This is a genomic window from Nonomuraea sp. NPDC049378 (assembly GCF_055586745.1).
Genome location: NZ_JBVJHP010000001.1, coordinates 895,463 through 908,868, shown reverse-complemented (window position 1 = coordinate 908,868; position 13,406 = coordinate 895,463). Strand labels below are relative to the sequence as shown.

Below are 13,406 nucleotides of genomic sequence, written 5' to 3'. Positions count from 1 at the left end.
CGTGAACTTCGACGGCGAGGACCTCTCCCGCAAGGTGCTGTCCGAACGGCTCGATCCCGAAGAGAGCCACGTCTTCCGCGGATGCGACCTCACGGAGACCGACCTGTGGGGCGCCTCCCTGGCCGGGGCCCGCTTCGAGTCGTGCGTGCTGGATCAGACCGACTTCCGCAAGGCCGACCTCGACGGGGCGGTCTTCACCGGCGGGGGCGGGATGCGCACCCGCTTCAACGACGCCGACCTCATCGACGTGGCGTTCACCGACGTCGACCTGTCCTCGGCCCAGTTCGGCGGCGCGCTGCTCACCGACGTGTCGTTCACCGGCTGCCGCATGATCGGCGCCGCGCTGACCGCCTCGCGCGGCACCGGCTTCACGGTCACCCGCTCCAACCTGACGCTGGCCAACCTCGGGGGCTGCTCGCTGCGCGGCGAGCACATCGAGGGGGTCCGCTTCGACGACGCCGACCTGTCGGGCTGCGACTTCACCGAGGCCACGCTCAGCGACTGCCGCCTCATCGGCACGCGCCTGCTGGACACCACGTTCACGAAGGCCGACCTGCGGGGCGCCGACCTGGGTCAGCCCGACGACGCCAAGCTCCGGGCGTTCGCGGGCGCCGTCATCAACCAGGCGCAGGCCAACGCCATCCTCGCCGCCCGCGGCATCACGGTCCTCTGACCTCGCCGGGACGGAGGCCCGCACCGGATATCCTCCCGGGCGGGCTCAGCGCGCCGCCGGGCCGGCCATGGCGCGGTCTCGGCCGGCGGGCTCAGCGCTCCGGCAGGCGGGCCAGAGCGGCCTCGGCCTCGGCCATGACGCGCTCGATCAGCTCCCGGCATGACGGCAGGTCCCCGATGACGCCCACCACCTGCCCGGACGCCATCACCCCGAGATCCGCCCGCCCGTCCACCATGGCCGCCCGCAGCAGCACCGGCGTGTTGGCCGCCTGCAGCACCTGGGCCCAGGTCAGCTCCCTGCCCCGCCGCATCCGCCGCCCTTCGCGGATCAGCGCGGCCCACGACAGTCCCGACAACCGCCGGAACCTGGCTCCGTTCACCACCGCCCGCACCAGCCGCGACCGTTCCAGCGAGGTCACGAACGGCGTCCGCAACACCCGGTGCGGAACCCCGTCCACCCTGGTGGTCACCACGGTCTCCCGCGCCGCCAGGTAGAGCTTCTTGACCTCGTCCGGCACGGGGGAGTCGCTGGTCAGCAGGAACCGGGTGCCCATGGCGATCCCGCAGGCGCCGTACGCCAGCGCCGCCACCAGCCCGCGCCCGTCGAAGAAGCCGCCGGCGGCGATCACCGGGATGTCCACGGCGTCCACGACCTGGGGCAGCAGCAGCGTCGTGGCGAGCGGCCCCGTGTGGCCGCCGCCCTCGCCTCCCTGCACGATCACCGCGTCGGCGCCCCACCCGGCCACCTTCTCCGCGTGCCGGAGCGCCCCGACCGACGGGATCGTGACCACGCCCGCGTCCTTGAGCCGGGCGATCAGCTCCCGCCTGGGCGCCATGGCGAACGACGCCACCCGCACGCCCTCGCGGACCATCACCCCGACCCGCTCGGCGGCGTCGCCCGCGTCGGAGCGGATGTTGACCCCGAACGGCGCGTCCGTGCGCTCCTTCACCCGCCTGATCGCGGCGGTCATCTCGGGCACGGACATGGTCGCCGCCCCGATCACGCCCAGGCCGCCCGCCTGGGAGGTGGCCGCCGCCAGCCGGGCGCCGGCGACGTACCCCATGCCGGTCTGCACGATCGGATGCCGGCAGCCGGTCAGCGAGGTCAGGGCGGTCCTCACGCGGCGACCTCCCGGTCGCGCGAGCGCGCGGGGTCGAGCCGGTCCAGGACGAGCAGCTCCTCCTCGGACGGTTCCCGCGTTCGCGGCACGTCCCGGGGAAGGTCGAGTGCGAACCCGGTCGCCGCCACCACCTCGTCCACGCTCACCCCCGGATGCACGGACACCAGCCGCATCGAGCCGTCAGGGGCGCCGAAGTCCAGGACGGCCAGGTTCGTCACCACCCGCCGCAGCCCGAACGCCCCTCGGTCCGTGCCGAGCCCGCTGACCATGTCCACCTCGGGCACGAACACGCGGGGAGAGTGCCGGGGGATCCAGTAGCTCGTCGGGTCGCACCGCGTGTTGCCCGGCGCGCCCCGCACGCCCAGCAACTGCGCCTTGGGCCGGGCCCAGTCGCCGATGCAGGAGATGTTCGTGTTGCCGTACCGGTCGATCTGGCTCGCCCCGAGCATGACGTGGCGGCGGCCGTTCAGCACCAGCCACAGATGCTCGCGGAACGGCAGCCACCCCTCCACCGCCTCCGGCGCCTCGCCCAGCGGGGGCACGTCGCCGGTGAGCAGGCAGGTGCCGTCGTGCGTGAGCAGGCCCGGCTCGAACGTCAGCCGCGCCAGCCGCGCCGCCAGCACCGTGACCGGCCCGCCGATCCCGGCCGCCAGGATCTCCCCGTCGCCCCTGAACGCCTCCGCGCACGCGACCACGCACACGTCAGCCCTACCGTTCATGGGGCCGCTCATGGGGTCGCTCATCCCATTCCTCCCAGGGCGTCTCCGCGTAGCGCCGCTGGAGCGCCTCGTCACGCCCGTAGTCGGGCTCGCACGAGGTGAACCCGGCCCCGCCGGGCGCCTCCACGACGCCCGTCACCATCGACCGGCTGATCAGCAACGACTGCAGCGGGCCCTCCTTGAGGAGGTCGTCCACCACCCGCTCGCACGAGACGTAACAGCGCGCGGCAGCCTTGGCGTAGAGGTCGTCGAGGTACGGATCCGGACCCAGGTACTGCGCGTTGCCCCGCGCGTCCGCCCGGTTCACGTGCACCAGCGCCACGTCCATCGTCAGCGCCGGGACCGCGACCAGTTCCTCCCCGTCCGCGTACGGTGACCGGACCGTCCGCAACTCCGGGTTGACCCGCATCACGTCCGACCCCAGCCCTGCCCGCGTCGGCAGGAACGGCAGCCGGTGCGCCGCCGCCAGCAGCCCGAACATGAACATGCCCTCGTCGTACTCGGTGAACGCGATCGTCCCCGTCTGCCTGGCCCGGCGGAAGTGCGGCTCCAGCGGGATGGAGTCGAGCGTGACGAACGGGGCCACGACCCTGCGCGCCTTCCCCGCCGCGCAGAGCATGCCGACGTCGGGGCCGCCGTACGAGATGAGCGTGAGGTCGCGGACGGGGGAGCGGAGGATCGCGCGTACGAGGGCCATCGGCTTGCGGCGCGAACCCCAGCCGCCGATCCCGACCGTCATGCCGCTCTCCACCGAAGCGGCGACCTCCTCGGCCGTCATCACCTTCGTCATGCGAACCGCTCCCTGTGCCGCTCGCCCGCGCCCATCAGGTTCAGCTCGAAGGTGAAGCCCTGCTCGAAGCGGTAGCTGCGGTTGACGTCCACCGGGTCGATGCCGTTGAGCGACTCCTTGGCGCAGCGGATGACGTACGGGTCCTTCGCGGCGATCTGTTCCGCCACCTGGGCCGCCGCCTCGCGCAGCCGGTCGCGCGGCACCACCTCCAGCACCGAGCCGAACGCGTGCAGCTCGGCCGCCGTGGCGTTCCTGCACGTGTAGACCATGGCCCGCATCAGGTGCGGCGGCACGAGCCTGGCGAGGTGCGTGGCCGCGCCCAGCGCGCCCCGGTCGACCTCGGGCAGCCCGAAGTAGGCGTCGTCGCTCGCCACCACCACGTCGGCGTTGCCCGCCAGCCCGACGCCGCCGCCCAGGCAGTGCCCGTGGACGGCTGCGACCACCGGCACCGCGCACGCGTAGACCGCCGCGAACGCCGCATGACACGCCCGGTTGACCGCGACCAGCCGCGCGTGCCCGTCGGCGTCCCGCAGCTCCTTGATGTCGACTCCGGCGTTGAACCCGCGCCCCTCCGCACGCAGCACGACCACTCTGGTGCCCGGATCGCGGCCGGCCGTCCGTACGGCCTCGGCCAGTTCCTCCCAGGCCCGTACGGCCAGCGCGTTCACCGGCGGCACGTCCACGACGACCTCGGCGACCGGCCCGGCCCGCAGCGTGATCCCCAACCCGACTCCCTGTTTCACCTAACGCTTGCTTGGTACGGTAGCACCCGTGACCGTGACTTACGACCACACGGGCAGGACCGTCCTGGTGACGGGCGGCACCAGGGGCATCGGCGCCGCCATCGCCAGGGCCTTCCACGACGCGGGCGCCACCGTCACCGTCTGCGCCCGCACCCCACCCGCCGAAACGCCCACCCACCCCCGTGAGATCCGGTTCGTCCAGGCCGACGTGCGCGACCCCGAGGACGTCGACCGGCTCGTCTCCGGCTTCGACCGGCTCGACGTGGTGGTCAACAACGCGGGCGGGTCGCCGAACGCGCCGGTGGACGGCACCTCGCCGCGCCTGCACGCCCGCGTCATCGAGCTCAACCTGACGGCCCCGCTGCTCGTGTCGCAGCGCGCGTACCCGCTGCTCGCCGCCTCGTGCGGCGCGATCGTGATGATCGGCAGCGTCAGCGGCAGCCGCCCCTCGCCCGGCACCGCCGCGTACGGCGCCGCCAAGGCGGGCCTGCACCACCTGGCCCGCTGCCTGGCCGCCGAGTGGGCGCCACGCGTACGGGTCAACACGATCGTCGTCGGCCTGGCCGCCACGACCGGCGCCACCCCTCACTACGCCCCCCGCCAGTGCGGCCCGGCGACCGACGGCCATGTCCCGGTGCGGGAGGGCGGGCCGGCGGGCACGGTTCCGCTGATCGCCGGCGCGCCGGGGCCCGATGAGACGGGCGCCGGACGGATCGGGGCGACCATCCCGGCGGGCCGGATGGCGGCGCCCGGCGACGTGGCCCGGGTGTGCCTGTGGCTGGCGGCGCCCGGCTACGTGACCGGCGCCGAGGTGCGGGTGGACGGCGGCGGCGAGACCCCGGCCTGGCGCCACCTGACCGCGAGTTCCCGCTGAGCCCACCGGCGGGAGCCAGGGCTCATCGGTACGCCTCCTCGGGGGTCAGCGCGCGCAGCTTCGACAGCGCGTAGTGGGTCTGGCTCTTCACGGTGCCGATGGAGACGCCCATGAGCTGTGCGGTCTCGCGTCCGGTGCGCTCCTCGAAGAAGCGCGGCACGATGACCGCCCGCTGCTTCGGCGTGAGCTGGGCGAGCGCGTGGCGCAGGGCCAGGCGGCGCACGGTCGCCTCGTCGTGTGACTGCCCGATCTCGGGCGGTTCGGCTCCCGTGAGGGGCGCCGGGCTGGAAGCGTCAGCGCAGCGCGTACGGGTCGTGAGGCGGTGTCGAAGCGGGCCGGACCCCCGCGGGTCACCGGCGCCTCGTGGCCGCGTCATGGCCGAACAAAGTTCTGATCACTCAGAGCTACTCATCGGCAACGTACGGTTATATGCTCGCACTGGCCTTGATCCGCTGAGGTCAACAAAGGTCAATGGGGCTGGTGGTGCGCCTTCGGGCCCACGGCGTCCGCAGCCTCCGGCGACTTCCATACCGGTGAAGGAGCAGAAGTGATCAAAAGGGTGTGCGCCGCGGCCGCGGTGTCGGCGGTCGCCGGCGGGCTGCTGTTCGCCGTCCCCGCTCACGCCGATGACGTGGCCGGGCCCTGGGATGGGCGCTCCTGGGCGGCCAACTGGAGCCGTAACAGCGACTCGACCCAGTCCGGCAACAACTTCGCCGACGTCTTCGCCACCAACCGCGGCCAGGACCACTCGACGAACGTCAACAACGTCAACGGCATAGCCCCGACCGCCACCAACGGCGGCATCACGGTGATCTACATCTTCGACTGACCGGCTGACGTCCGACCAACCCGAACAGTGACCCGAACAGTGAAAGGACCTCACATGAAGAAGCTCTGCGTGTCCGGCATCGTCGTCGCCGCCGCGACCGGGATGGCCCTCATGTCGGCCCCCGCGTTCGCCGACACCAACGCCGGCAACGCAAGCCGCAACCGCAACGCCATCCAGTCGGGCAACAACTTCGGCAACGTCGTCAACAGCAACGTGAGCGGTCGCGGCGCGACCGGGGTCAACAACGTCAACGGCGTCGCCGTGACCGCGACCCACGGTGGTGACGTGGCCATCGACGACGTGCTCGACTAGTCCAGAGCCACGGCGCCGCGATCCGCCAGAACGCGCGCGCCACGAGCCCCGGGCCAGGCCGGACCCGCCGGGAAGGTGCTCGCCGCCGTCCCCGCACCCTTCCCAGTGACGGGGCCGGCCTGGCCCGGCTCTTTCAGCAGGAGATCCCGCCGTCCACCGGGATGACCGTTCCCGTCAGATACGCGCCCGCCCGCGACGACAGATAGATGGCCGCGCCCGCCATGTCCTCGGGGCGCCCGATGCGGCCCAGGGGCACGCTGGAGGCGATGCTCTCGCGGGTCTCGGGGTCGTTCAGGGCGAAGGCCATCATCTTGGAGTCGAACGGCCCGGGTGCGATGGCGTTGACCGTGATGTGCTCCACGGCCAGGTGCCTGGCCAGGTGCCGGGTGAGCATGTGCACGGCCGACTTCGTCGAGGAATAGGCATAGCTCGGCAGCGCCGGCACCCTGATCCCGTCGATCGAGCCCACGTTGATCACGCGCGCCGGGTCGTCCGCGCTCGCCGCCTCCCTGAGCCTCGGCAGGAACCGCTGGGTCAGGTAGAAGACCCCCTTGACGTTGATGTTCCAGAGCTTGTCGAAGGCGTGCTCCGGATATTCCTCCAGCGGCGCCCCCCAGGTGGCGCCCGCGTTGTTGACCAGCACGTGCAGCGGCCCGTCCACCGCCGACACCAGTGACTCCAGCCCTTCGGGCGTGGACAGGTCGGCCGGCACCGCGACGCAGCCCAGCTCGGCCGCCGTCTTCTCGACCTCGGCCGTCTTCCGGGCGGATATGTAGACGGACGCCCCCGCCTCCACGAACCCGGCGGCGATCATGCGCCCGATGCCGCGCGATCCGCCCGTGACGACGACTGTCTTGCCTTCCACCGAGAACAGAGTCATGTTCCGGAAGCATGCCATACCGAACGGTCGGTTGCTAGCTGCCGGTTTCAGACGCCGGGGAGCCGGCCGTTGCGGAACAGGTCGACGAACTTCTGGTGGTCCTCGCGGGCCTGGGCCCCGTACCGATGGGCGAAATCCACCAGCATGCCGATAAATCCGGACCTGTCGCTGCCGATCACGTCCACGATCGCCTCCTCCGTCGAGAAGTCGACGAGGTCGTGGCTGGACTCGTCGTCGGCCACCGAGTGCATGCGCGCCACCGCCCGTCCCAGATCCTGGACGATCGAGCGCAGCTCGGCCGGTTCGTTCACGTCGTCCCAGTCCAGGTCCGCCGAGTACGGGGACACCTCCGCCACGAGCTGCCCCACCCCGTTGAGCGTGGTGTACCCGAGCCAGGGATCGGCGTAGTCCTGCAACGCCCGCTGGGACTCGGCCGTACGGTGCCCCTGGTGCTTGAAGTACGCCGACACCTTCTCGTCGGCGACGTGCCGCGCCACGGCGGGCGCCGCCGCCTGCTTCATGTAGAGGATCACGTCGTTCTCCAGCGCCTGCGACCGCCCTTCGAGCAGCAGGTTGTACGACGGCAGCCCCGCCGACCCGATGCCCACGCCCTTGCGCAGCGCCACGTCCTTGATCACCTGTTCGACCGGGTCCACCCGCACCGGGAGCGTGGTCAGGTAGTCGACGAACGCGCCGAGCACGGCCTGCCGGGTCGCCGCGTCCACCGGCTCCCGCCCGTCCACGAGCACGAAGCGCCGGTCATAGCCGTCGATCACGGTCTCGGCGTCCAGCAGCGCCACCCGCGTGCGCAGCCGGGCCGTCTGCAGCACGCGGTGCAGCACGCCGGTGGTGGTGTCCAGAGTGAGCGAGCCGATCGCGTCGTCGCCGTCCGCCGCGATGGCGGTCAGCTCGACCAGGTACGCCCCGGCGAAGTCGGTCACGAGCATGCTGATCGAGTCGTCGGACAGCGCCTTGGCGTACCCGAGCAGGGCCACGCTGGCGGCGAACCGCTTGAGGTCCCAGACGTAGGGGCCCACGTACGCCTCGTCGAAGTCGTTGACGTTGAAGACGAGCACCCCGGAGGCGTTCATGTACGTGCCGAAGTTCTCCGCGTGCAGGTCGCCGTGGATCCACACCCTGCTGGTCGGCCCGTCGAGGAAGGAGGCGTCCGCGTACTCGCCGGTCATGTCGGCGTAGAACAGGCAGGCGCTGCCCCGGTAGAAGGCGAACGGCGAAGCCGCCATCTTCCGAAATTTCCGCCTGAACGCCGCAGGATCTGCCGTGATCGACTCGCCGAACTCCGTCATGAGGACATCGAGCAGGAACGAAGAGCGTGTGCCCATAGTGGGGACAGTAGGTCGCGACGCCCCTCCCGCCTACCCTGATCTTTCCCTGACCATCAGGGTCGCGTCCCTCGCACGACAGTCACGGGTGTTGTGCGGAGACCGAGACCACCTCGCCCGTCATGTACGACGAGTAGTCGCTGGCCAGGAAGACGATCACGTTGGCCACCTCCCACGGCTCCGCCGACCGGCCGAACGCCTCCTTGGCCGCCAGCTCCGCCAGCAACTCCTCCCCGGTCACCTTCGCCAGATGCGGGTGGACCGCCAGCGACGGCGCCACGGCGTTCACCCGTACCCCGTGCTCGGCCGCCTCCAGGGCGACGCACCGGGTCAGGGCCATCACGCCGGCCTTGGCCGCCGCGTAGTGCGCCTGGCCCGGCTGGGCCCGCCAGCCGAGCACCGAGGCGTTGTTGACGATGACGCCCGAGCCCTGCGCGGTCATCTGCCTGAGCGCGGCCCTCGTGCAGCGCATGGTGCCGGTCAGGGTGACGTCGACGACCGTGTGCCACTGCTCGTCGGTCATCTCCGCGAGCGGGGCCGTGCCGCCGAGCCCGGCGTTGTTCACGACCACGTCCAGCCTGCCGTGCGCCTCGACGGCCGCGTCGAACAGCGCCAGCACCTGCGCCTCGGAGGTCACGTCGCACGGAACGGCCAGCGGCGTGACGCCGACGAGGTCGGTCAGCGCGTCGGCGGCGGCGGCCAGGCGGCGCTCGTGCCGGTCGGAGACGACGACCGTCGCGCCCTCCTCGGCGCAGCGCCTGGCCGTCGCGTATCCGATGCCGGCTCCCGCGGCCGCCGTGACCAGCGTCACCTTGCCGTCGAGCAGTCCGTGCGCCTTGGGGTAGGGCTGGGGCATGAGCAGTCCAATCAGCGGGCCGATCAGCGGGCCGATCAGCGGGGGAGTCCGAGCGTGCGCTCGGCGATGATGTTCCGCTGGATCTCGCTGGATCCGGCATAGATCGTGTCCGCGCGGCTGAACAGGTAGAGGCGCTGCAGCTCGTTGAGCCCGCCGTCGGCCACCAGCCCGGCCCTGCCCTGTACGGCCTGCGCCAGCTCGCCCAGCCTGCGGTGCCACTCCGACCAGTAGAGCTTGGCGATCGACACCTCGGCACCGGAGCCGGGGCGGAGCATCCTGAGCGCGTTGAGGCGCATGATCTCCAGCTCCAGCCACGATCTGACGAGCCGGTCGCGCAGCACGGGATCGTCCGCCGCGCCCGTCCGCCCGGCCGTCGCGATCACCTCGGCCAGCTCGCGCCGGAAGCCGATCTGCTGCCCGAGCGTGGACGCGCCCCGCTCGTAGCCGAGAGTGGCCATCGCCACCCGCCAGCCGTCGCCGGGCGCGCCGAGGACGTTGCCCGCCGCCGTCCGTGCCCCGTCGAAGAACACCTCGCTGAACTCGGACGTCCCGGTCAGCTGGACGATCGGCCGGACGACGACCCCGGGCTGGTCCATGGGGACGAGCAGGTACGACAGCCCGTGATGCCGCCGCGAGCCCTCCTCCGTACGGCACAGGGCGAAGCACCAGTCGGCCACGTGGGCCAGCGAGGTCCACACCTTCTGGCCGGTGACCACCCACGTGCCGCCCTCCAGGCGGGCCCTGGTCTGGACGTTGGCCAGGTCGGATCCGGCCTCCGGCTCGGAGTAGCCCTGGCACCACAACTCCTCACCGCGCTGGATCGGCGGGAGGAAGCGCTCCTTCTGCTCGCCGGTGCCGAACTCGAGGATGGTCGGGCCGATCAGCCCTTCGCCGATGTGGCCGACCCTGGCGGGGGCCCGCGCTCTGGCGTACTCCTCGTGGAAGGCCATCTGGTCCTCCAGGGAGGCGGCGCGGCCGCCGTACCGACGGGGCCAGCCGAGGCAGGTCCAGCCGGCCCTGCCGAGGTGGCGCTCCCACGCCAGCCGCTCCTCGTGCCTCTCGTGCTCGCGTCCGGGGCCGCCCAGCCCGCGCACATGGGCGAACTCGCCGCTCAGCGCCTCCTCCAGCCAGGCCCGCGCCTGCTCGCGAAGGCCGCCCGGCGTCCGCGGGTCAGGCAGGCGCAACGAAGCCGCCGTAGCCGCCGCGGAAGAACACCAGCGGGCCGCCGTCCGCGTGGGTGTCGAGCTGGAGCACCCGGGCCACCACGATCATGTGGTCGCCCGCCAGGTGCTCGGCCTCGACGGCGCAGTCGATCCAGGCCAGCGCGCCGTCGAGCACGGGGTTGCCGCCGGGGGAGCCGGTCCACGTCAGGCCGGCGAACTTGTCGCCGCCCTTGGCCGCCAGCTGGGCGCACACGGACTGCTGGTGCTCCGCCAGCACGTTCACCGTGACGACCTTGGCGCCGCGCACCCTGGGCCAGCTCGTGCTGGTGTGCGCGACGCAGAACGCCACGAGGGGCGGATCGAGCGAGACCGAGGTGAAGGAGTTGGCCGCCAGGCCACAGGGCTCCTCGCTGACCGGCTCGACCGCCGTGATGGCCACCACGCCGGTCGCGAACCTGCCGAGCACCTGGCGGAAGCGGAGGGCGTCGAGGTGGCCTTGTGAGGGGCCGGGCGGCATGGCGGCTCCGTTGCGGACTCTGCGCTGATGGGGCGTCGGAAGGCCGCGACAGCCGTCCGGCGCGATGAGCCGGGCAGCGTGTGTGCTCATGATCCGCCTCCTCGTCCACCGGGTGCGCCTAATATTACCAAGCGCTTGCTTGGACGGTAGGGTGAACCCGGGAACAGTGTCAAGCCGGGCCTCGGGAGGTGCGTTGACATGGGTGAAACGTCCTGTCTAACGTGACGGATGTGCCCAAGCGCTTGCTTGCTTTCTCTGATCTGACCGCGATCGCCGGGGTCGGTTACACCCCCTTCACCAAGAACTCGGGCGTCAGCACCCTGACGCTGGCCTGCCGTGCCGTGCTGGCCGCCCTGGAGGACGCCGGGCTGCCCGTGGACCAGGTGGACGGCCTGGCCACGCACCGCGTGGGAGACTCGGCCCCGCCGACCCTGGTCGGCCCCGCCCTCGGACTGGCGGACCTGGCCTGGCACCTGGACCAGTTCGGCGGGGGCAGCGTCTCGCACGCGGTCGTCGGCCAGGCGGCGCTGGCGGTCGCGACGGGCATGGCCGAGACGGTCGTCTGCTACCGGGCCGTCAACGCCCGCTCGGAGTTCCGTATGGGCGGCACGGGCCGGGGCGTGCCGGTGAGCCCGGAGGTGCAGTACCAGGCCCCGTACGGCTATGTCGCGCCACCGCAGCAGTACGCCATGTACGCCCGCGCCCACATGTTGAAATATGGGACAAAAGCCGAGCACTTCGGGCAGCTGGCCGTCACCCAGCGCGCGAACGCCGCCCGGAACCCCCGCGCCCTGATGCGCACCCCCATCACCCTGGACGACTACCTGGCCAGCCGGTGGATCGCCGAGCCGTTCCGCCTCCTGGACTGCTGCCTGGAGACGGACGGCGCCTGCGCCGTCGTCGTCACCACCGCCGAACGCGCCCGAGCCCTGCGCCGCCCTCCCGTGCTGATCTCCGCCGCGGCCTGGGGCGGCGGCACCACCCACCTGTCGGGCACCGGCGCCGACCCCACGGTGACCGCGGCCGCCGCCCTCGCCCCACGCCTGTACGCGCAGGCCCGTCTCGGGCCCGGCGACATCGACGTGGCCGAGCTGTACGACTGCTTCACGTACTCGGTGATCGTCCAGCTGGAGGACTACGGCTTCTGCGGCAAGGGCGAGGGCGGGCCGTACGTCGCCTCGGGCGCCACCGCGGCCGGCGGCCCGCTTCCGGTCAACACGCACGGCGGTTTCCTGTCCGAGGGCTACGTGCACGGCATGAACCACATCGCCGAGGCGGTCTCCCAGCTGAGGGGCGACGCCGGCGAGCGCCAGGTGCCGGGCGCGGAGGTGGCGCTGTCCACGGCCCAGCCCGGCTACGTCCTTCCGGCCACCTCGGCCCTGATCCTGCGGAGGGCGTGATGGCGGGGTACCGGCCGGAGCCCGACCGGGATTCCCGGGAGTGGTGGGAGCGGGTCGGCAGGCGGGAGTTCGCGGTGCAGGTGTGCGACGCCTGCGGCACGGCCCGCTTCCCGGCCAGGGCGTTCTGCGCGCGATGCCGTACGGAGGGCGCGCACTGGCGGGAGGTGGCGCCGGAGGGAACGGTGGAGAGCTGGATCGTCAACCACCAGCCCTTCGTGCCCGGCCTGCGGGAGCCGTACGTGGTGGTGATGGTCAGGCTGGTGGCGGTCCCCGGCTGCTTCGTGTACGGGAACTGGCGCGGCCGGCGGCCGCCGGAGCATGGCGAGCGGGTCACGGCTTCCTACACCCGGGTCGACGCGGACCTGACCCTGGTCGACTGGCGGCCTGGGCCCTAGACGATCGTCGGTCGCGGCGCAAGGTCTCACGCTGGTCGATCTTGCGTCGCACATTCGATTGGTACCGGAAAACCCCACCAGCCCCGCCTTTCCCAAGCGGCTCACGGGTCCGGCCCCGAGGGTTGATGATGATGCGGTAGGCGTCGACGCGGACGGCTCGGTGGTGGCTGGCGTGAAAGGTTCTGGCGTGGTGACGGGCGCGACCGTGAGGTCGTGGGTCGTGATCCTGCCCGCCGGTGAGCCTGCCTTCGCGCCTGCCCGCGCCTGGCCGTGTCCGCCCGGCCTGGCCCGGGCGCCGCCTGACCGGAGCGAGCCTCGCAACGGGAGAAGAGGCTGCAGCCGGTCGAATTCCCGGGCAACTGGTCGGTCCTCGGAGGAAAACGCGTCCTGGCGGGCGTGGGGGACCCGCCAGGACGCGCTTCCTGCCCCGTGTGCGACGGCGCCAGGACTCCGGCGAGGGATGGAGTCCTAGGCCGTTAGCTCACACACGGAGTCGGTGGGGAGGGAGAAGGTTTGCGCTGCCGGCGACATGCGGCGATGTCTTGAGCTGGGTCAATCGGGTCATCGTCGGGGTGCGTGACGGGGGCGCCACCCTCCTCATTCCAGACAAAGGTTCCGTCTTCGCACCACACGGTCAGCTCAGTCAACGTCGATTGCACGGAGGTGCCATTGCTCTGGTAGGTGTGGGTGGACCCCTGGCGACACAACACGTAACGCAGTAAACGTGTTGTGTCGCGAGAGGCATGCCAGCGCGGGTATGGCATATCCGTGCGGTCCGGCAACACTGGCCTT

16 protein-coding genes are annotated in these 13,406 nt (G+C 71.8%); 6 read left to right on the top strand and 10 right to left on the bottom strand.

The window, feature by feature from the left end; genetic code table 11:
• Window position 1: 1 nt before the first annotated feature.
• Window positions 2–673 (top strand): pentapeptide repeat-containing protein, encoded by a 672-nt coding sequence (locus ACZ6SA_RS04125; protein WP_465826537.1) that lies wholly within the window; start codon window positions 2–4, stop codon window positions 671–673.
• A 91-nt stretch (window positions 674–764) separates the two neighbouring features.
• Here ACZ6SA_RS04125 and ACZ6SA_RS04120 read toward each other — a convergent pair whose 3' ends face one another.
• The 4 genes from ACZ6SA_RS04120 to ACZ6SA_RS04105 are packed head-to-tail and all read right to left on the bottom strand — an operon-like array spanning window position 765 to window position 4,027.
• Window positions 765–1,793 (bottom strand): NAD(P)H-dependent flavin oxidoreductase, encoded by a 1,029-nt coding sequence (locus ACZ6SA_RS04120; RefSeq protein WP_465826536.1) that lies wholly within the window; start codon window positions 1,791–1,793, stop codon window positions 765–767.
• Window positions 1,790–2,512 (bottom strand): CoA-transferase subunit beta, encoded by a 723-nt coding sequence (locus tag ACZ6SA_RS04115; RefSeq protein ID WP_465826534.1) that lies wholly within the window; start codon window positions 2,510–2,512, stop codon window positions 1,790–1,792. Before ACZ6SA_RS04115 ends, ACZ6SA_RS04120 begins: the two co-directional genes overlap by 4 nt.
• A complete protein-coding gene (locus tag ACZ6SA_RS04110) occupies window positions 2,502–3,302 on the bottom strand; it encodes a CoA transferase subunit A (RefSeq protein WP_465826532.1) in 801 nt (266 codons plus the stop codon). The genes ACZ6SA_RS04115 and ACZ6SA_RS04110 overlap by 11 nt, the downstream gene beginning before the upstream one ends.
• Complete coding sequence (locus ACZ6SA_RS04105; protein WP_465826530.1) at window positions 3,299–4,027, bottom strand: enoyl-CoA hydratase family protein; 729 nt, start codon at window positions 4,025–4,027, stop codon at window positions 3,299–3,301. Before ACZ6SA_RS04105 ends, ACZ6SA_RS04110 begins: the two co-directional genes overlap by 4 nt.
• A gap of 46 nt (window positions 4,028–4,073) precedes the next feature.
• On the opposite strand from ACZ6SA_RS04105, the gene ACZ6SA_RS04100 reads away from it, so the two are divergent.
• Entirely contained in the window at window positions 4,074–4,919 is an 846-nt protein-coding gene (locus ACZ6SA_RS04100; protein ID WP_465826529.1) for an SDR family oxidoreductase, read from the top strand.
• Window positions 4,920–4,941: 22 nt separating this feature from the next.
• Here ACZ6SA_RS04100 and ACZ6SA_RS04095 read toward each other — a convergent pair whose 3' ends face one another.
• Window positions 4,942–5,295, bottom strand: a complete 354-nt coding sequence (locus tag ACZ6SA_RS04095) for an RNA polymerase sigma factor (protein ID WP_465826527.1) — start codon at window positions 5,293–5,295, stop codon at window positions 4,942–4,944.
• Window positions 5,296–5,466: 171 nt separating this feature from the next.
• Here ACZ6SA_RS04095 and ACZ6SA_RS04090 point away from each other — a divergent pair, with 171 nt between their 5' ends.
• Window positions 5,467–5,748 (top strand): hypothetical protein, encoded by a 282-nt coding sequence (locus ACZ6SA_RS04090; RefSeq protein WP_347641510.1) that lies wholly within the window; start codon window positions 5,467–5,469, stop codon window positions 5,746–5,748.
• 54 nt (window positions 5,749–5,802) lie between these two features.
• The gene (locus tag ACZ6SA_RS04085) at window positions 5,803–6,060 is read left to right on the top strand and encodes a hypothetical protein (protein WP_132507351.1); all 258 of its coding nucleotides are present in this window, start codon (window positions 5,803–5,805) and stop codon (window positions 6,058–6,060) included.
• A 133-nt stretch (window positions 6,061–6,193) separates the two neighbouring features.
• On the opposite strand, the gene ACZ6SA_RS04080 is transcribed toward ACZ6SA_RS04085, so the two are convergent.
• From ACZ6SA_RS04080 to ACZ6SA_RS04060, 5 genes are all read right to left on the bottom strand, one after another.
• On the bottom strand, window positions 6,194–6,940 hold the full coding sequence (locus ACZ6SA_RS04080) for an SDR family oxidoreductase (RefSeq protein WP_465826525.1): 747 nt from the start codon (window positions 6,938–6,940) through the stop codon (window positions 6,194–6,196).
• 47 nt (window positions 6,941–6,987) lie between these two features.
• A complete protein-coding gene (locus tag ACZ6SA_RS04075) occupies window positions 6,988–8,283 on the bottom strand; it encodes a DUF2252 domain-containing protein (RefSeq protein ID WP_465826524.1) in 1,296 nt (431 codons plus the stop codon).
• A gap of 82 nt (window positions 8,284–8,365) precedes the next feature.
• Window positions 8,366–9,139, bottom strand: coding sequence for an SDR family oxidoreductase (locus ACZ6SA_RS04070; protein ID WP_347641513.1), 774 nt, complete (start codon window positions 9,137–9,139; stop codon window positions 8,366–8,368).
• A 35-nt stretch (window positions 9,140–9,174) separates the two neighbouring features.
• Window positions 9,175–10,323, bottom strand: a complete 1,149-nt coding sequence (locus ACZ6SA_RS04065; protein ID WP_465826522.1) for an acyl-CoA dehydrogenase family protein — start codon at window positions 10,321–10,323, stop codon at window positions 9,175–9,177.
• Window positions 10,310–10,909 (bottom strand): flavin reductase family protein, encoded by a 600-nt coding sequence (locus tag ACZ6SA_RS04060; protein ID WP_465826520.1) that lies wholly within the window; start codon window positions 10,907–10,909, stop codon window positions 10,310–10,312. The genes ACZ6SA_RS04065 and ACZ6SA_RS04060 overlap by 14 nt, the downstream gene beginning before the upstream one ends.
• Window positions 10,910–11,061: 152 nt before the next feature.
• Here ACZ6SA_RS04060 and ACZ6SA_RS04055 point away from each other — a divergent pair, with 152 nt between their 5' ends.
• The gene (locus tag ACZ6SA_RS04055) at window positions 11,062–12,219 is read left to right on the top strand and encodes a thiolase C-terminal domain-containing protein (protein ID WP_465826518.1); all 1,158 of its coding nucleotides are present in this window, start codon (window positions 11,062–11,064) and stop codon (window positions 12,217–12,219) included.
• Entirely contained in the window at window positions 12,219–12,614 is a 396-nt protein-coding gene (locus ACZ6SA_RS04050) for a Zn-ribbon domain-containing OB-fold protein (RefSeq protein ID WP_465826517.1), read from the top strand. Before ACZ6SA_RS04055 ends, ACZ6SA_RS04050 begins: the two co-directional genes overlap by 1 nt.
• The last annotated feature ends 792 nt before the right edge of the window (window positions 12,615–13,406 follow it).

What these genes read in the sequence shown, in the direction of transcription:
- ACZ6SA_RS04080 (WP_465826525.1), bottom strand. Translation starts at nt 6,940, where the DNA reads ATGACTCTGTTCTCGGTGGAAGGCAAGACAGTCGTCGTCACGGGCGGA.
- ACZ6SA_RS04115 (WP_465826534.1), bottom strand. Translation starts at nt 2,512, where the DNA reads ATGAACGGTAGGGCTGACGTGTGCGTGGTCGCGTGCGCGGAGGCGTTC.
- ACZ6SA_RS04070 (WP_347641513.1), bottom strand. Translation starts at nt 9,139, where the DNA reads ATGCCCCAGCCCTACCCCAAGGCGCACGGACTGCTCGACGGCAAGGTG.
- ACZ6SA_RS04095 (WP_465826527.1), bottom strand. Translation starts at nt 5,295, where the DNA reads ATGACGCGGCCACGAGGCGCCGGTGACCCGCGGGGGTCCGGCCCGCTT.
- ACZ6SA_RS04050 (WP_465826517.1), top strand. Translation starts at nt 12,219, where the DNA reads ATGGCGGGGTACCGGCCGGAGCCCGACCGGGATTCCCGGGAGTGGTGG.
- ACZ6SA_RS04110 (WP_465826532.1), bottom strand. Translation starts at nt 3,302, where the DNA reads ATGACGAAGGTGATGACGGCCGAGGAGGTCGCCGCTTCGGTGGAGAGC.
- ACZ6SA_RS04060 (WP_465826520.1), bottom strand. Translation starts at nt 10,909, where the DNA reads ATGAGCACACACGCTGCCCGGCTCATCGCGCCGGACGGCTGTCGCGGC.
- ACZ6SA_RS04075 (WP_465826524.1), bottom strand. Translation starts at nt 8,283, where the DNA reads ATGGGCACACGCTCTTCGTTCCTGCTCGATGTCCTCATGACGGAGTTC.
- ACZ6SA_RS04085 (WP_132507351.1), top strand. Translation starts at nt 5,803, where the DNA reads ATGAAGAAGCTCTGCGTGTCCGGCATCGTCGTCGCCGCCGCGACCGGG.